Source organism: Mesorhizobium sp. M1A.F.Ca.ET.072.01.1.1, assembly GCF_004023325.1.
In the GTDB taxonomy this organism is placed as follows: Bacteria; Pseudomonadota; Alphaproteobacteria; order Rhizobiales; family Rhizobiaceae; genus Mesorhizobium.
In genome coordinates this window covers 2,364-18,760 of the sequence record NZ_RZSF01000110.1, presented here as the reverse complement: position 1 = coordinate 18,760, position 16,397 = coordinate 2,364, and the positions used below count along the sequence as shown (strand labels likewise).

The 16,397-nt window shown below is 63.9% G+C and carries 14 protein-coding genes and 2 pseudogenes; 14 read left to right on the top strand and 2 right to left on the bottom strand.

Translation table 11 applies throughout. The features are described 5' to 3' along the window. Window positions 1-84: 84 nt before the first annotated feature. From EOA32_RS16960 to EOA32_RS16910, 11 genes and pseudogenes are all read left to right on the top strand, one after another. Window positions 85-321, top strand: a pseudogene (locus EOA32_RS16960) (proton-conducting membrane transporter); the annotation flags it as partial. Window positions 322-474: 153 nt separating this feature from the next. Then, entirely contained in the window at window positions 475-1,620 is a 1,146-nt protein-coding gene (locus EOA32_RS16955) for an aminodeoxychorismate synthase component I (RefSeq protein WP_128372351.1), read from the top strand. Then, window positions 1,569-2,231 carry an aminotransferase class IV family protein gene (locus tag EOA32_RS16950; RefSeq protein ID WP_128372350.1) on the top strand — a complete coding sequence of 221 codons (663 nt, stop codon included), beginning with the start codon at window positions 1,569-1,571 and terminating at the stop codon, window positions 2,229-2,231. The genes EOA32_RS16955 and EOA32_RS16950 overlap by 52 nt, the downstream gene beginning before the upstream one ends. 19 nt (window positions 2,232-2,250) lie before the next feature. Next, window positions 2,251-2,538, top strand: coding sequence for a YciI family protein (locus tag EOA32_RS16945; RefSeq protein WP_067002501.1), 288 nt, complete (start codon window positions 2,251-2,253; stop codon window positions 2,536-2,538). Continuing rightward, window positions 2,535-3,455: a DUF3445 domain-containing protein gene (locus EOA32_RS16940; protein ID WP_095777130.1), complete on the top strand. Its 921-nt coding sequence runs from the start codon at window positions 2,535-2,537 to the stop codon at window positions 3,453-3,455. Before EOA32_RS16945 ends, EOA32_RS16940 begins: the two co-directional genes overlap by 4 nt. A 125-nt stretch (window positions 3,456-3,580) precedes the next feature. Continuing rightward, complete coding sequence (locus EOA32_RS16935; protein WP_128372349.1) at window positions 3,581-5,026, top strand: homospermidine synthase; 1,446 nt, start codon at window positions 3,581-3,583, stop codon at window positions 5,024-5,026. A gap of 186 nt (window positions 5,027-5,212) precedes the next feature. Next, the gene (locus tag EOA32_RS16930; RefSeq protein WP_067002507.1) at window positions 5,213-5,584 is read left to right on the top strand and encodes a hypothetical protein; all 372 of its coding nucleotides are present in this window, start codon (window positions 5,213-5,215) and stop codon (window positions 5,582-5,584) included. A gap of 191 nt (window positions 5,585-5,775) precedes the next feature. Next, window positions 5,776-7,863 (top strand): 5'-nucleotidase C-terminal domain-containing protein, encoded by a 2,088-nt coding sequence (locus tag EOA32_RS16925; protein ID WP_128372348.1) that lies wholly within the window; start codon window positions 5,776-5,778, stop codon window positions 7,861-7,863. Between the two features lie 147 nt (window positions 7,864-8,010). Beyond that, a complete protein-coding gene (gene hemH, locus EOA32_RS16920) occupies window positions 8,011-9,075 on the top strand; it encodes a ferrochelatase (RefSeq protein ID WP_128372347.1) in 1,065 nt (354 codons plus the stop codon). Window positions 9,076-9,208: 133 nt separating this feature from the next. After that, the gene (locus tag EOA32_RS16915; protein WP_067002512.1) at window positions 9,209-10,159 is read left to right on the top strand and encodes an SPFH domain-containing protein; all 951 of its coding nucleotides are present in this window, start codon (window positions 9,209-9,211) and stop codon (window positions 10,157-10,159) included. Window positions 10,160-10,187: 28 nt separating this feature from the next. Then, window positions 10,188-10,652: an NfeD family protein gene (locus EOA32_RS16910; RefSeq protein WP_127325192.1), complete on the top strand. Its 465-nt coding sequence runs from the start codon at window positions 10,188-10,190 to the stop codon at window positions 10,650-10,652. Between the two features lie 65 nt (window positions 10,653-10,717). On the opposite strand, the gene EOA32_RS16905 is transcribed toward EOA32_RS16910, so the two are convergent. Then, a complete protein-coding gene (locus EOA32_RS16905) occupies window positions 10,718-11,719 on the bottom strand; it encodes a KpsF/GutQ family sugar-phosphate isomerase (protein WP_067002758.1) in 1,002 nt (333 codons plus the stop codon). 160 nt (window positions 11,720-11,879) lie between these two features. Here EOA32_RS16905 and EOA32_RS16900 point away from each other — a divergent pair, with 160 nt between their 5' ends. After that, the gene (locus tag EOA32_RS16900) at window positions 11,880-13,667 is read left to right on the top strand and encodes an outer membrane beta-barrel protein (RefSeq protein WP_128372352.1); all 1,788 of its coding nucleotides are present in this window, start codon (window positions 11,880-11,882) and stop codon (window positions 13,665-13,667) included. A gap of 69 nt (window positions 13,668-13,736) precedes the next feature. Here EOA32_RS16900 and galU read toward each other — a convergent pair whose 3' ends face one another. Continuing rightward, the gene (galU, locus tag EOA32_RS16895; protein ID WP_067002516.1) at window positions 13,737-14,642 is read right to left on the bottom strand and encodes a UTP--glucose-1-phosphate uridylyltransferase GalU; all 906 of its coding nucleotides are present in this window, start codon (window positions 14,640-14,642) and stop codon (window positions 13,737-13,739) included. A gap of 224 nt (window positions 14,643-14,866) precedes the next feature. On the opposite strand from galU, the gene EOA32_RS16890 reads away from it, so the two are divergent. Next, window positions 14,867-16,087, top strand: coding sequence for a lytic murein transglycosylase (locus EOA32_RS16890; RefSeq protein WP_127404345.1), 1,221 nt, complete (start codon window positions 14,867-14,869; stop codon window positions 16,085-16,087). Between the two features lie 116 nt (window positions 16,088-16,203). Continuing rightward, window positions 16,204-16,397: pseudogene (locus EOA32_RS39900) on the top strand (DUF459 domain-containing protein); the annotation flags it as partial.

Genomic DNA, 16,397 nt, shown 5'->3' with positions numbered 1-16,397 from the left:
GGCCGCGGCGGATTTGGTCGAAGCCGATTTTGCCGCTGACGGTCTTGCAGATGAGGATCTGGCTGGGGTCGGGGTCGATATCAGCGCCGCCTGATCGGCATCGGCCCGGTCAATGAAAAGCTGCTCAAGGCGCAGGGCGTCACGTCCTATGCCCAGATCGCCGCTTGGACCGATGCCGACGTCAAGCGCGTCGAGGAGGTGCTCAATTTCGACGGCCGCATCGCGCGCGAGAAATGGATCGAGCAGGCGAAACTGCTGGCCGCGGGCGACGAGGCCGAATTCGCTAGCCGGTTCCCCACGGCGACCTCGAACAACAACTGATCTCGCTGTGCCTTCCCAGCGCAGGCGGCGTCCATTGGGCGCCGTTTTTGCTTTGGACCAGATGCCTTTACGCCCTCCGACGCCGCTCTCTCGATTGCGCCTCGCCGCGCCCCCATATAGAGCGATCGACTTAATCGACCCCATCCGAGGCTTATGTCCCTGCCCTCAGCAATATTCCGCAATGACGAGACCGGCCGCCAGCTCGTCTTTGACGGGCCGCATGAGGTCATCACGGCGCGAGCCGCGGACGAATTCACGCCGGCGCTGGAAGCGGCACAGGCCGCCTCCGACGCGGGCAAATGGCTGGCAGGCTATTTCTCCTATGAGGCAGGCTACCTGCTGGAGCCGAAACTGGTGCCGTTGCTGCCAGAGGGCCGCCGCGCGCCGCTGATCTGTCTCGGTGTCTTCGATGCGCCGCTCGAACAGGCCGTGCCGCGGAACGAAGGCCCCGCCAGCAACGGACCGATCTTCGACGCCCGCGCATCCTGGTCCGCCGAGGACTACGCCGTCCGCTTCGCGCGCCTCCACAACCATATTCGCAAGGGCGACTGTTATCAGGGCAATCTGACCTTTCCGGTCCATGCGCAATGGTCGGGCGATCCGCTTGCCGCCTTCGAGGCGCTGACCGGGCGCCAGCCGGTGAAATACGGCGCGCTGATCTCGTTCGGCGATCCGATCGTGCTGTCGCGCTCGCCGGAACTCTTCTTCGAGATCGATGCGGACGGCATGATCGAGACGCACCCGATGAAGGGCACGGCGCCGCGCGGCGCCACCAAGACCGAGGACGCGCGGCTGAAGGCGTTCCTGCGCAACGACGAGAAGAACCAGGCCGAGAACCGGATGATCGTCGATCTCCTGCGCAACGACATCTCGCTGATCAGCGAGGTCGGCACGCTGGAAGTGCCGGAGCTATTCCGCATCGAGACCTACCCGACGGTGCACCAGATGGTGAGCCGGGTGCGGGCGAAGCTCCTGCCTGATATCGGTATTCGCCAAGTCTTCGCAGCGCTCTTTCCCTGCGGCTCGATCACCGGCGCGCCGAAGATCCGCGCCATGGAGATCCTGCACGATTTGGAGGGCGTGCCGCGCGACGTCTATTGCGGCGCCATCGGCTGGGTCGCGCCCGGCGGCACGATGCGGTTCTCGGTGGCGATCCGCACCATCTCGCTCTTTGCCAATGGCGAGGCCGTCTACAATGTCGGCGGCGGCGTGGTCTTCGATTCCACCGCCGAGGAGGAGTACCGGGAGTGTCTTCTGAAAGCGCGCTTCGCGACGGGAACCGTCCCGACTTCGAGCTGATCGAGACCATGCGCTGGCAGCCGGGGTCCGGCTTTCTGCGCTTCGAGCGCCACCTTGCGCGGCTTTATGCCTCGGCGGCGGAGCTCGGCTTTGCGTGCGATCCGCAGCGGATCGGCGAAGTGCTGAAGAACGCGACCGGCGGGCAGCGGATCGCTTTGCGCACCCGGCTTGCACTGCAGCGCAACGGCGAGGCGACAGCCGCCGCGCAGCCCTTTGAGCAGCTTCCCGCAGACAGGGCATGGCGTCTGCAGCTGGCGCGGGTCCGCCTCGATTCCGGTAACTTGTTGCTGCGTCACAAGACCAGCCGCCGCGAAACCTACCAACAGGCGCGCGCCGAATACCTCGCCACCCGCGCCGACGAAGTGCTGCTGGCCAATGAGCGCGGAGAAATCTGCGAAGGAACCATCACCAATGTGTTCGCCGATTTCGGCGACGGCGTGTTGGCCACGCCCCGGCTCGACTGCGGCCTTTTGCCTGGCGTATTGCGAGGCGAGCTGCTGGACGATGGCCGCGCCCGCGAAGCGATCTACAGCTTTGACGATCTGAAGTCGGCGAGGGCGCTTCACGTCGGCAATTCGCTACGTGGGTTGATCCCGGCGAGGCTGGCATGACGCCAAGCAGGAGAATGCAATGTTCATCGTTTCGCTGAACTACAAGGTGCCGCTGACCGAGATCGATCGGCTGGCGCCGGCGCATGTCGAATGGCTGAAGGCCTGCTACGCGGAAGGCATTTTTGTTGCGTCTGGACCGAAACGGCCAAGGACCGGCGGCATCATCGTCGCGCGCGGTTCCCGCGACGTGCTTGACGCCAGACTGGCGGCCGACCCTTTCTCCGAGGCAGGCGCGGCCGACTACGAAATCACCGAATTCGCGGCGCGGTTGACCGCCACCGAACTGGACGCCTTCAAGGAAGCATGAGTGTTCGCCCGCCGACCCATACGCCCTATGACGGATCGTCAAGGCTTTTCACCATCGGGCTGAAACCGCTCGATCTCGATCGATGGATCGAGCTCGACGAGTTTCTTTTGCCGCATCTCGCCGAAAAGCGCCGTCTCTACGCGGAAATCCCAAGCCGGGTTTTTGTCGAGGAGGAGGGCACGCGTGAGGCGCAGCAGGAGGTGCTGGATCTGCTTGGAGCGCACCTGCTGGCGAAACATCCCGAAACCTACCGCCGCAAGGGTGCCGGGATCGAGGTAGCCGGCCCCGAAGGCAGCAATGTGGGCCCCGACGCCCCGCTGGTCGCAGCCTCGCTGCTAATCCAGGAAGACCTGATCCTGATGCGCCGCGACGACAGCGGCTGGCGGCTCGCCGCCGGCTCGCTCTGCTTTCCGTCGTCCTGGTCGCTCCAGGAGAAATTCGGCAAACCGCTGCAACAGATCCACGCGCCGGTGCCCGGCTTCGGCCCCGGCACACGGCCTGCGGACCTCATCAACCGCATGTTCGACGGCCTGCAGGGCCAGGCGGTCGAGCGCTTCAACTGGTCGATCCAGGCGGGCGACGCGCTCTATCATCCACTTTCCAACGGGGAGCGGATCGACCGTGCCACGAACCGTCCGACTCGTTTTCCGGATGGTGACATCAACGCCCATGCCTTCATTCGCGTCGAGCGTCAGACCTTGCGCAAGCTGCCGGTGTCGCGCGACATCCTTTTCACCATCCGCATCCATCTCGACCCGCTGGCGGTGCTTGCCCGACACCCCGACAAGGTCGCGCTTGCGGCCTCCTTCGCCGACCAGCTCGATGCTCTCGATCAGGCGCAGCTCGACTACAAGGGTTTGAGCGCGGACCGCGACCGGCTGGTTTCGTACCTCGCCGGCATGGCCATGGTGGCTTAACCAAACCGCCAGGCCGGTTTGGCCGTCGGTTGGCGGTTTTTGCTGGTTTGTGACAATGATCTGTGATGTAGGGCTACCGGCGAAAAATGCCGGACTTTCCCGTGTTTGAAGGAGTATGCGAAAAAATGGCGAACGAGAACTGGCCCGTTTACGGTGAAATCACCGGCCCTGTCGTGATGATCGGCTTCGGCTCGATCGGACGGGGAACGCTGCCGCTGATCGAACGCCATTTCAAGTTCGACAAGTCGCGCATGGTGGTCATCGACCCGCGCGACAGCGACCGCATGCTGCTCGACGAGCGCGGCATCGCCTTCGTTCAGGACGCGGTGACCAGGAAGAACTACAAGAAGCTTCTGACCCCGCTTCTCACCAATGGCAGCGGTCAGGGCATGTGCGTCAACCTGTCGGTCGACACCTCCTCGCTCGAGTTGATGAAGCTCTGCCGCAAGCTCGGCGTGCTCTATATCGATACGGTGGTCGAGCCGTGGCTCGGCTTCTATTTCGACGACAAGGCCGACAATGCCTCGCGCACCAATTACGCGCTGCGCGAGAGCGTGCGCCAGGAGAAGGAGAAGGCTCCCGGCGGCACTACGGCGATCTCCTGCTGCGGCGCCAATCCTGGCATGGTCTCCTGGTTCGTCAAGCAGGCACTGGTCAACCTCGCCACCGATCTCGGGCTCGAGTTTGTGGTCCCGGCGGAGCACGACCGCGAGGGCTGGGCGAAGCTGATGAAGAAGGCCGGAGTCAAGGGCATCCACATCGCCGAGCGCGATACCCAGCGCACCAAGAAGCCGAAGCCGATGGATGTATTCTGGAACACCTGGTCGGTCGAGGGCTTCATCTCGGAAGGCCTGCAGCCGGCCGAGCTCGGCTGGGGCACGCATGAGACCTGGATGCCGAAGAACGGCAAGAAGCACAAGCACGGCTCGCAGGCGGCGATCTACCTGGAGCAGGCGGGCGCCAACACGCGCGTGCGCTCCTGGTGCCCGACGCCCGGCCCGCAATACGGCTTCCTCGTGACCCACAACGAGGCGATCTCGATCGCCGACTTCTTCACCGTGCGCGGCAAGAAGGGCAAGGTTCAGTATCGCCCGACCTGCCATTATGCCTATCACCCCTGCAACGATGCCGTGCTGTCGCTGCACGAGATGTTCGGCGCCGCCGGCAAGGCGCAACCGGTGCATCACGTGCTCGACGAGAACGAGCTGGTCGACGGCGTCGACGAGCTCGGCGTGCTGCTCTACGGCCATGCCAAGAACGCCTATTGGTACGGCTCGCAGCTGTCGCTGGCCGAGGCGCGCAAACTGGCGCCTTACCAGAACGCCACCGGCCTGCAGGTCACCTCGGCGGTGCTCGCCGGCATGGTCTGGGCGTTGGAAAATCCGATGGCCGGCATCGTGGAGGCCGACGAGATGGACTACCGGCGCTGCCTGGAAGTGCAGCTTCCCTATCTCGGGCCGGTCAGGGGCTACTACACCGACTGGACGCCGCTTGATAATCGCCCGGGGCTTTTCCCCGAGGATCTGGACAAGGACGATCCGTGGCAGTTCCGCAACATCCTGGTGCGATAGCAGCCAAGCCTACCCGCGTCTCCACCTTGCAATCGCCCGGAAATCGGGCGATTGAAGACGGGCGGCCTAGAGAAACGGGCGTTCCTTCGGACGCACAAAGTACTCTAGCACTTTGAATGCACGCATCGTGCTTTTCCGAAGATCGGAGATCGGTTTTCGGGCCGACGCGAGAGGAGAGGATTCTAAATGACCATTGCGCGCAAATTGCTTTCGGCAGGCGCCGCGGCAAGCCTTCTGGCCGCGGCCGCCTGCACCACCACCGGCCCTTCGGAGCCGATCGCAGCGGCGCCCAAGGGCGTCGAGGGCAACTGGATCGACGCCAAGGGCACCGGCCTCTCGACTTTCGCGGCCGGCAGCTTCACCACCGTCGCGACCGATACCGGCCAGAAGCTGTCCGAGGGCAGCTACACCATGACCGGCGCGACCTCGGTCGAGATCCACGGCACCTCGCTGATCCGCCAGACGCCGGTTAGCTTCAACTGCCTGATGGTCTCTACCAGCCAGCTCAACTGCACCAGCTCCAGTGGTCAGAATTTCGTGCTGACGCGCCGGGCCTGAGCTCAGGCAGAGATCGACTTTGTTGAGGATGGCGGCGCGAGCCGCCGTCCTTTTTTGTGCCGGCAAACCTCCTCCCGATTTCCGCTTGCATCGGCCAAAACGCGATGTGAACATGACCCGAAGCTGACTGTTACCTTCCAGCCAAGCGAGGGCTTTAAGCACTTCAAGTCAGCTCATCCGGGAGACGAGAAATGAAGAAATTTGCCGCCATTGCCGCCCTTTCCGCATCAGCACTTGGCCTCTCGGCCGGAGCGTCTTTTGCCGACTACACGCTGAACATCCTGCATTTCAACGATTGGCATAGCCGCATCGAAGGCAACAACAAATACGAGTCGACATGTTCCGCGGAGGAGGAGACCAAAGGCGAGTGCATTGGCGGCGCCGGCCGGCTGGTCACTGCGATCGCGCAGGAGCGCAAGAAGCTCGAAGGTCAGAACGTGCTGCTGCTCAATGCAGGCGACAGCTTCCAGGGATCGCTGTTCTACATCACCTACAAGGGAGCAGCGGAGGAGGAATTCCTCAATCAGCTCAAGCCCGACGCGGTGACGCTCGGCAACCATGAGTTCGACGACGGCGAAAGCGCGCTTGTGCCTTACCTCGACAAGGCGAAGTTCCCGGTGGTCAGCGCCAACGTCGTGCCCAACGACAAGTCCGGCGCCCACGGCAAGGTCAAGCCGTCCATCGTGGTCGAGGTCGGCGGCCAGAAGATCGGCATCGTCGGCGCCGTCACCAACGACACTCCGGAACTCGCCTCGCCCGGCCCCAACATTGCCATCGCGGACGACGTCAAGTCGATCACCGCCGAGGTCGAGAAACTGAAGGCGCAGGGCATCAACAAGATCATCGCCGTCACCCATATCGGCTACAACCGCGAGCGCGACGTCATCGCGAAAATCCCCGGCGTCGACGTGGTGGTCGGCGGCCACAGCCACACGCTTTTGTCGAACACCGATCCGAAGGCGGCAGGCCCCTACCCGACGATGGTCGACAATCCCGACGGCTACAAGGTGCCGGTGGTGCAGGCGGCGTCCTATTCGAAATATCTCGGCGAATTCAAGGTCGTGTTCGACGACAACGGCGTCGTCAAGTCGGCCAGCGGCGACCCGATCTTTCTCGACAAGTCGATCACGCCCGATCCGGCGGTGCTCGCCCGCATCAAGGAGCTTGGCGCGCCGATCGAGGCGCTGAAGAACAAGGAAGTGGCGGAGACCACCAAGCCGATCGATGGCAGTCGTGAAAGCTGCCGCACCCGCGAATGCGAAATGGGCAATCTCGTCTCCGACGCCGTCCTCGATCGGGTCAAGGGCCAGGGCGTCGAGATCGTCATCTCGAATGGCGGCGGACTGCGCGCCTCGATCGACCAGGGCACCGTGACCATGGGCGAAGTGCTGACGGTGCTGCCGTTCCAGAACACGCTGGCGACCTTCAAGATCTCCGGCAAGGATCTGGTCGCCGGTCTCGAAAGCGGCGTCAGCCAGGTCGAGGACGGCGCCGGTCGCTTCCCGCAGGTGGCCGGCTTGAAATATGCCTTCAACAAGTCGGTCGCGCCCAATGCCGGCCGCGTCAAATCGGTCGAGGTGATGGAGAACGGCGCCTGGGTGCCGATCAATCCGGACAAGCAGTATCTCGTCGCCACCAACAACTACGTCCGCCAGGGCGGCGACGGCTACAAGGTCTTCGCCGAAAAGGCCACAGACGCCTATGACTACGGCCCGGGCCTGGAGCAGGTGGTGGCCGACTATCTCGGCGCGCACCGCCCCTACACACCGAAGCTCGACGGCCGCATCACCGAGATCGGCGCCACGACAGCGGCCGCGGAGCCGGCAAAACCTGCCGAGACCGCCACGACGCCGCCTGCCGCCCAACCCGCGAAGCCGGCCGAGACGGCGCCGGCGGCCACCGAGCCTGCCATGCCGGCTTTGCCGTCCAATTCCGGCGACATCGCCGGGACGCCGCCGGCCGTTCCGGCCGAGACGGCACCGGCAACGTCGGAGACAGCAAAACCTGCCGAGACTGCGCCGGCGACCGCCGCCCCTGCGACCGAATCCGCCAAGCCGGCCGAAACAGCGCCCGCCGAGGCCAAGCCGGCCGCGACCGGTCCGGAGGCCAGCCCAGAGACCAGCCATGTGGTTGCCGCCGGCGACACCTATTGGGATCTGGCCAAGAAAAACTATGGCGACGGCAGCAAATGGAAGCTGATCTCCGAGGCCAACAAGGACTACAGGCCGCGCCGTCTGCCGCTCGGAGCAACGCTGACCATTCCGCCGGCCGCAAAGTAACCTTTCGCCGGAAGTTCATGGCGCCCGTCCGGGAGACCGGACGGGTGTTCCGTTTTCAGACGCAAACGCGGTAAGGTGCGTCCAGACGCAGCATTCCAAAACCGGCATGGCATCGCTAGTTTTCGCACCGACAACCGGAGACCGTCGATGACGCTTGCCAATCCTGCCGATGCGAAAGCCGCCAAGACCGCCGGTCCGGCGCCGGCGGGTGCCGCGCCGGCGAAGGCGGGCAAGATCGGCATCATGCTGATCAATCTCGGCACGCCCGACGGCACCGATTTCAAGCCAATGTGGCACTATCTCAGAGAATTTCTCTCCGATCCGCGCGTCATCGAGCTCAACAAGGCGATCTGGTATCCGATCCTCTACGCGCTGGTTCTCACAACGCGGCCGACAAAGTCCGGCGCCAACTACGCCAGGATCTGGAACCGGGAGAAGAACGAGTCGCCGCTGCGCACCTTCACCCGCTCGCAGGCGGAGAAGCTCGCCACTGCGCTTGCTGATCTGCCAACCGTCGTGGTCGACTGGGCCATGCGCTACGGCAATCCCTCGACCGGCAGCGTCGTCCGCCGGCTGGTCGAGCAGGGCTGCGAGCGCATCCTCACTTTTCCGCTCTATCCGCAATATTCGGCGACGACCACGGCGACGGCGAACGACCAGCTGTTCCGGGCGCTGATGAAGATCAGGCAAGCGCCGGCCATCCGCAGTGTGCCGCCCTATTATGACGAGCCGGTCTATATCGACGCCCTCGCCCGTTCGATCGAGCAAAACCTGGCGACGCTCGATTTCGCGCCGGAGGTGGTGATCACCTCCTACCACGGCATCCCAAAACCCTATTCCGACAAGGGTGACCCTTACCAGGCGCATTGCCTCGAGACGACGAGGCTGCTCAGGGCAAGGCTCGGCTGGGACGAGAAGAAGCTCATCACCACCTTCCAGTCGCGCTTCGGCGCCCAGGAATGGCTGCAGCCCTACACCGACGTCACTATCGAGAAGCTGGCGAAGGACGGCGTCAAATCGATCGCGGTCGTCAATCCAGGTTTTTCCGTCGACTGTATCGAGACGCTGGACGAAATCGGCCGCGAGGCCGCCGAGACATTCCACCATGCCGGCGGCAAGAACTTCGCCCACATCCCTTGCCTCAACGACAGCGCCGAGGGCATGGCAGTGATCGAGGCGCTGGTGCGGCGGGAACTGTCAGGCTGGGTCTGACGTCCGATAATAGGCGGCGAAACCGGTTCGCAATAGCCTTCGCTAACCAATATTCGCGATCACCTGATTGTAACGCTGCGGAAACACACTTAAGTGATTCCGCGAGGTCGCCGCCTTTTGAGGGAGAAACGAAATGGGGTTTAGCGGTTTCGATATTGCCATCATTGTTCTTGTATTCCTCGTCATCATCCTTCTTTTCAAAGGCATCAGAACGGTGCCGCAGGGCTACAACTACACGGTGGAGCGTTTCGGCCGCTACACCAAGACGCTGACGCCCGGCCTGAACATCATCAATCCGATCTTCGAGCGCGTAGGCGCCAAGATGAACATGATGGAGCAGGTGCTCGATGTCCCGACGCAGGAGATCATTACCCGCGACAATGCAATCGTCGGCGTCGACGGCGTCGCCTTCTACCAGGTGTTGAATGCCCCGCAGGCCGCCTATCAGGTCTCCGGGCTGCAGAACGCCATCCTCAACCTCACCATGACCAACATCCGTACCGTCATGGGCTCGATGGACCTCGACGAATTGCTGTCCAACCGCGATGCGATCAACGAGCGGTTGCTGCGCGTCGTCGATGAGGCCGCGCACCCGTGGGGCATCAAGATTACCCGCGTCGAGATCAAGGACATCAACCCGCCGGCCAATCTGGTGGATTCGATGAGCCGCCAGATGATCGCCGAGCGCGACAAGCGCGCCCAGATCCTGGCCGCCGAAGGCATGAAGCAGTCGCAGATCCTCGAGGCCGAAGGCCGCAGGGAAGCCGCCTTCCGCGATGCCGAAGCGCGCGAGCGTTCCGCCGAGGCGGAGGCCAAGGCGACCCAGGTGGTGTCGGAAGCCATCGCCAAGGGCGACGTGCAGGCGATCAACTACTTCATCGCGCAGAAATACACCGAGGCGCTGGCCAGGATCGGCTCGTCCAGCAACAACAAGATCGTGCTCATGCCGTTCGAAGCCTCATCGCTGATCGGTTCGCTCGGTGGCATCGGCGAGATCGCCCGCGAAGTGTTCAAGGCCGACGGCCCTTCCGGCCCGCAACGTCAGGGCGCGCGCACGCCGCTCGTGCGACCGTCGGACAATTGAGGCACGCCATCTGGGTGGGAGAAGGTCAATGATCGAGCGCATCGTATCGGAACTCGGCCCGTGGAACTGGATGGTCCTCGGCTTCGTGCTGCTGGTGATGGAAATCGTCGCGCCCGGCGTGTTCATGCTGTGGATCGGCATCGCCGCGCTGATCATCGGCGCGGTTTCGCTGCTGATTTGGGATGCTGCCTTCTGGACTTGGCAGCTCCAGGTGCTCGCCTTCCTCGTGCTCTCCCTGGCCTCAGCCTTCGTCGGCAAGAAGCTGGTGGGTGATCGTGCCGTCAATGCGGACCAGCCGCTGCTCAACCGCCGCGGCGCTCAGATGGTCGGCCGCACGGCGACATTGGCCGAGCCCATCAAGAATGGCCGCGGCCGCATCCGCCTCGGCGACACGCTGTGGCGTGTCTCCGGCCCGGACCTGCCCGTCGGCACCCAGGTGCGTGTGACCGGCGCCGCCGACACCGATCTGGAGCTGACGGTGGAGGCCGTCTGAGTTTGCGGATTTCCTATTCTGAAGCCGCTTGGGATCAGGCCTGCGTGTCCTGAGTCTCGCCCATCTCAAGCGGCGCCGATGCGCAGCAGATCGTGCAGATGCACTAGCCCCACGGGGCGATCGGCCTCGACCACCATCAGACTGGTGATGGCCGATGTATTGATCGTCTGCAGCGCCGTCGCCACCAGCGTGTCGGGGGCAGCCGTCTTCGGCTTCTTTGTCATCACCTCATCGACGTTCATCGACAGAAGGTCATCGGCAATGTGGCGGCGGATGTCGCCGTCGGTGATGATGCCGATCAGCGAACCGTCGGCGCCGGTGATCGCCACGCAGCCAAAACCCTTGCGCGACAGCTCGACGATCGCTTCGCGCATTCCCGTGCCCGACGGCACCAGCGGCAGCCGCTCGCCGACATGCATGATCTCGCGCAGTTGCATCAGATTGGCGCCGAGCTGACCGCCGGGATGGAAGGTGCGGAAATGGTCCGGCGTGAAGCCGCGCGCCTCGAGCAGCGCGATCGCCAGCGCATCGCCCATGACCAGCTGCAGCAGCGCCGATGTCGTCGGCGCCAGCCCGTGCGGACAGGCCTCCGGCGCGGCCGGCAGCAACAGCACGACGTCGGCGGCGCGCGCCAGCGCCGAATTCTCGCCCGAGGTGATGGCGATCAGCGGGATCGAAAAGCGTCTGGAATAGGCGACGATGCCCATCAGTTCCTTGCTCTCGCCCGACCACGACATGGCGATGATGGCGTCGTCCCTGGCGATCATGCCGAGATCGCCGTGATTGGCCTCGGCCGGATGGACGAAGAAGGCAGGCGTGCCGGTCGAGGCGAGCGTCGCCGCGATCTTTGAGCCGATATGGCCGCTCTTGCCGACGCCGGTGACGATGACGCGGCCCTCGATCCGCGCGATGGCATCCACTGCGGCAGCGAACGGTTCGGACAAGCCGTTGCCGAGAGCGGCTGCAAGCGCGGCCATGCCGGCCTGCTCCGTCGCCACCGTTCTCAGCGCCGATTCAATCGCTGCCTGCCTGTCCGGCTGCTTTCTTTCTGAGGACCCCGCGTGCATGGCAGATGCCATTAGCGCCATGTCGCCCGCCTGTCCAACGGAATTCCCGTCTCGCGTGCGTCGCGGACAGGGTCCTTGGCCTGTTTCAACCCTCCGTTAACCATCCGCATTTACGGTCCGGTAAGTATGGCGCGCCTGCGCCGCGCAAGCAGTGGTGATGATGTTCGGCGGCGAGCCAGATACGAAAAAGGGCCGGAAGTGCATTGCCGTTGCAGCGCTTTTGCTGACGGCAAGCATCGTCGCCTTGCTGCGCACCGTGCCGGCATTTTCGCAGGAAACCGAGTTGCGCGGCGAGGTCTCCGAATCGGCAATCCTGGCCGACCAGCAACGCAAGGCGAGACAGTTGCGCCCGCAGGGATCGCTGGATCAAGCGGTTCCAGCGACCCAGACGGCTGAGGACCAGACGCCCGCCAACCCTTATGAGCCGGCAAGCCCAGGCGCGGTGCCCGACGACGACCAGGCCGGGGGCGCGGCGGGCAGCATCTTCGACCAGCCGCAAGCCACCGACGACCCCGGCGCCGACGGTCAGACAATGGCCGCCCCACGCCGGCCTTCGACTGCAAGGCGGAGTGCGGGTGCCAAGGCGAAAAGCGATGCCAAGGCGGCCGGCAAGCAAAACGCCAAGAAGAAGCCTGGCCAGACGACCGACAGCACGGCCAAGGCCGCCACCGGCGATCAGGCCGAAACGGCGGCCACCGAGGATGACGGCGCGAACCGCCGCGCCGTCACCATCGACAGCGTCGACCGGCAGAAGCTCGATCCCGGCGCCGAGCGCACAGGATCGATCGAGGGCCAGAAAGTGAAGCCGGAGGACGATCCTTTCGCCGCCCCCGGCATCAAGCTCGGCACCTTCGTCTTCCGTCCGACACTCGAGCAAGGCCTCACCGCGACTTCCAATGCCGATGCCAGCGCCGGCGGCAGGTCGGCTGTGCTGTCCGAAACCGCGCTGCGTTTCTCCGCCACCTCCGACTGGCGCGAGAATTCGGCCGTCATCGACGGCTACGGCCTTTTTCGCAACACGCTTACGGGCCAGAAGATCAACGATGCGCAGGGCCGGATCGAAGGCCAGCTCAATGTCGACCTCGACAATGAACTGCGCGCCATCGCCAAGCTCGGCTATGAAGCGGTGCCGGAATCGGCGTCCTCGCCGGATGCGATTGCCGGCGTCACCTCACAGCCGCTGCGGCAGACGGTCGACGGCAGCCTCGGCATCGAGAAGGATGTCGGCAAGATGCGCTACGCGCTGACCGGCGCGGTCACGCACGACACCTACGGCGACGCCAAGCTCTCGGACGGCACCGTGTTGTCGCTGAAGGATCGCGACTCCACGCTCTACTCTGCGACCTTGCGTACCGGCTACCAGGTCTCACCGGCCATGACGCCATTCCTTGAGGTGGAAGCCGGCCGGCGGATCTACGATCTGCGCCTCGACAGCAACGATTTCGAGCGCTCCTCGACGCGGCTCGGCGCGCGTGCCGGCCTCGAGCTAGACATGCGCGAGAAGCTCTCCGGCGAGTTCTCCGTCGGATGGCTGCGCGAAGGCATTGATGACGACCGTCTGCCGGCTATTGCGGGGCCCTACGTCAACGCCGACCTCAAATGGTCGCCCGAGCGCGGCACCATCATCGGGCTCACCGGAAGAACCACGGTCGAGACCACGACCACCGCTAACGAGAGCGGCGACCTCCTCTATTCGGGCCGGCTCACCGGCGAGCGGCAGGTGCGCGCCAACCTGACGGCGGATACAGCGCTCGGGATCGATTGGCGGGATTATACCGGCTCCGATGGCCACGATCTCATCCTGAGCGCCGAGGCCGGCCTGACCTGGTGGTTGAACCGCTATGCCGGCCTCACCACAAAAGTCAGGACGGAGAAGCTCACCAGCAACCTTCCCGGTCGCGACTATGTCGCCAACAGCGTCTATCTCGGCCTGAAGGTGCAGCGCTGACGCTTCGTCATCCTCGCGCCAGCGACGCGGACGCGGAGATCCGAAGGACCAACGCCGCTTAGCCAGCACCTAGGAAGCGGCGCCGATCCGCTCCGCCGGCCGCACCTCATCCAGCAGCGTGCGGATGACCCCGGCCATGCTCGCATTCATGTCGCTGCGCCAGAGCGCGAAGGCGACATTGGCCTCGACGAAGCCTTCCGGCGAGCCGCAGTCGAAGGTGCGCCCCTTATAGTGATAGCCGTAGAAGGGCTGCTGCTTCTCCAGCTTCAGCATCGCATCCGTCAGCTGGATCTCGTTGCCGGCGCCGCGCTCCTGGCTTTCGAGGATGCCGAAAATCTCCGGCTGCAGGATGTAGCGCCCGTTGATGAAGAGATTGGAGGGCGCCGTGCCCGCCTTCGGCTTCTCCACCATGCCGGTGATGCGGAAACCGTGATGGGTGTCCTCGCCACGGCCGACGATGCCGTATTTATGGGCCTCGGCCGGGTCGCATTCCTGTACGGCGATGATGTTGTTCCCGGTCTCGGCATAGAGTTCGACCATATCCTTCATGCAGCTTTTTTCCGACTGCATGATCATGTCGGGCAAAAGCAGCGCGAACGGTTCGTCACCGACCAGTTCACGCGCGCACCAGACGGCGTGGCCAAGGCCCATCGGCACCTGCTGGCGGGTGAAGCTGGTCTGGCCAGGCGCTGGCTGCAGCCGCTGCAGGCGGGCGAGTTGGTCGTCCTTCCCGCGCTGGGCGAGCGTATCGTAGAGCTCGAACTGGACGTCGAAGTGATCCTCGATGACCGCCTTGTTGCGCCCGGTCACGAAAATGAAATGCTCGATGCCGGCGTCGCGCGCCTCGTCGACCACATATTGAATGACCGGCCGGTCGACGACTGTCAGCATCTCCTTCGGAATGGCCTTGGTGGCCGGAAGAAACCGTGTGCCGAGACCGGCGACCGGGAAAACTGCCTTGCGAACTCGCTTCATGCTCTACCCATCCGTTTAAGCCCATTATCCGCGCGGCCATCCGCTCCGCAATCCCCCCGAACATTTTCGCGCCGGAATGTTGAATTACCCGAGCGGCTGGCCTGAAAATCGAAAGTTAAAGCACCGACCTCTCTTTTCGTTCCTAATGGCACCTATGGTAAACTAAATACTAACCGGGTTCGGCGTTGAATGATCCTTCCTAATTTTGATGAAGGAGGAAAAGGATGTCCGTTCGCAACAGCGCAAGGCGCCTGACGGCATTTGTGACGGCCGCGAGCCTCACGCTTGCCTTGCTGATGCCCGCCGGACCCGCTTTCGCCGATGCGGGTTTCCGCCAGTGGGTCGCGGGCTTCCGTGCCACCGCGGTTTCGGGCGGCGTTTCCGGCGCAGTCTACGACAGGGCCATGAGGGGCATCGAGCCCGACCCGGTCGTGCTGGAAAAGGCCCGCACCCAGCCGGAATTCACCGCCCCCGCCTGGGATTATTTCGACAACCGCGTGCATGACCAGTCGGTGACCAACGGTCAGGCAATGGCGCGCAAATGGAAGCCATGGCTGGATCGGATCGAGGCGCGGTTCGGCGTCGATCGCCATATCCTTCTCGCCATCTGGTCGATGGAATCGAACTATGGCGAGATCCTCAAGCGCGACGACATCATGCGCAATGTCATCCGTTCGCTGGCGACTCTTGCCTATGGCGACCCGAAGCGGTCGAAATATGCCCGAACCCAGCTGATCGCGGCGCTGAAGATCCTGCAGACCGGCGACATCGACGAAAGCCATCTCATGGGTTCCTGGGCGGGCGCGATGGGTCAGACCCAGTTCATCCCGACCAGCTATCAGCACTACGCGGTGGACATGGACGGCAATGGCCGGCGCGACATCTGGAATTCGATACCCGACGCGTTGGCGACTGCCGCCAACCTGCTCAGGAAGAACGGCTGGCAGGCCGGCAAGACCTGGGGCTATGAAGTGACCTTGCCGCCGGGCAAGCTGCCCGCCGGATCGAAGACGCTGGCGCAGTGGCAGGCGCTCGGGGTCGCCAGGGCCAACGGCAAGCCGTTCAGGAACCTGAGCGACAAGGCGACGCTCAAGGTGCCGGACGGCAGGGGCGGACCGGCCTTCCTGATGATCAGGAATTTCTCGGTCATCAAGGCTTACAACAATGCCGACAAATATGCTTTGGCCGTCGGCCTGCTCGCCGACGAAATCGCCGGTGGCACCGGGCTTGTGCAGGACTGGCAGCGGCCTTTCACCAAGCTCAGCTTCGAGCAACGGCAGGAACTGCAGAAGCGGCTTTCCGAGCACGGTTATTATGACGGCAAGTTCGACGGCAAGATCGGCGAGGGGTCGAAGGCCGCCATCATGGCCTACCAGGCGAAGGTCGGCTTGAGCCAGGATGGCTATCCGAGCCTGGAAGTGCTGAAATGGCTCCGGAAGCAATAGAGCCGCCCATGGCGTGAAGCAGCCTTTCAAAAGCGGAAGGGATGCTGTAGCGCTTCGGCCCGCGCATGACTTGCCGGCTTTTCACGCTGTCATGCGCCAAGGGATGGAGACTTTCATTGGTTACGGTCGCGCGTGTCTGGCTGATCGTTCGCCGCCTGCCGATTCTCGTCCTGGCCATCGCCGTGCTTGCCGTCGCCGGCTCGAGCGCCTTTCATACCCCGGCTTTCGCGCAGGAAGACGGAAACCGCGGCTGGTCGCTGCGCGATCTTCTTTTCCCGCGCCGCAGCGAGCGCATTGAACCTCCTGCCAA

Coding starts and splice junctions, on each gene's coding strand:
- EOA32_RS16955 (WP_128372351.1), top strand. CDS start 475: ATGTCCCTGCCCTCAGCAATATTCCGCAATGACGAGACCGGCCGCCAG.
- EOA32_RS16945 (WP_067002501.1), top strand. CDS start 2,251: ATGTTCATCGTTTCGCTGAACTACAAGGTGCCGCTGACCGAGATCGAT.
- EOA32_RS16940 (WP_095777130.1), top strand. CDS start 2,535: ATGAGTGTTCGCCCGCCGACCCATACGCCCTATGACGGATCGTCAAGG.
- EOA32_RS16935 (WP_128372349.1), top strand. CDS start 3,581: ATGGCGAACGAGAACTGGCCCGTTTACGGTGAAATCACCGGCCCTGTC.
- EOA32_RS16930 (WP_067002507.1), top strand. CDS start 5,213: ATGACCATTGCGCGCAAATTGCTTTCGGCAGGCGCCGCGGCAAGCCTT.
- EOA32_RS16925 (WP_128372348.1), top strand. CDS start 5,776: ATGAAGAAATTTGCCGCCATTGCCGCCCTTTCCGCATCAGCACTTGGC.
- hemH (WP_128372347.1), top strand. CDS start 8,011: ATGACGCTTGCCAATCCTGCCGATGCGAAAGCCGCCAAGACCGCCGGT.
- EOA32_RS16915 (WP_067002512.1), top strand. CDS start 9,209: ATGGGGTTTAGCGGTTTCGATATTGCCATCATTGTTCTTGTATTCCTC.
- EOA32_RS16910 (WP_127325192.1), top strand. CDS start 10,188: ATGATCGAGCGCATCGTATCGGAACTCGGCCCGTGGAACTGGATGGTC.
- EOA32_RS16905 (WP_067002758.1), bottom strand. CDS start 11,719: ATGCACGCGGGGTCCTCAGAAAGAAAGCAGCCGGACAGGCAGGCAGCG.
- EOA32_RS16900 (WP_128372352.1), top strand. CDS start 11,880: ATGTTCGGCGGCGAGCCAGATACGAAAAAGGGCCGGAAGTGCATTGCC.
- galU (WP_067002516.1), bottom strand. CDS start 14,642: ATGAAGCGAGTTCGCAAGGCAGTTTTCCCGGTCGCCGGTCTCGGCACA.
- EOA32_RS16890 (WP_127404345.1), top strand. CDS start 14,867: ATGTCCGTTCGCAACAGCGCAAGGCGCCTGACGGCATTTGTGACGGCC.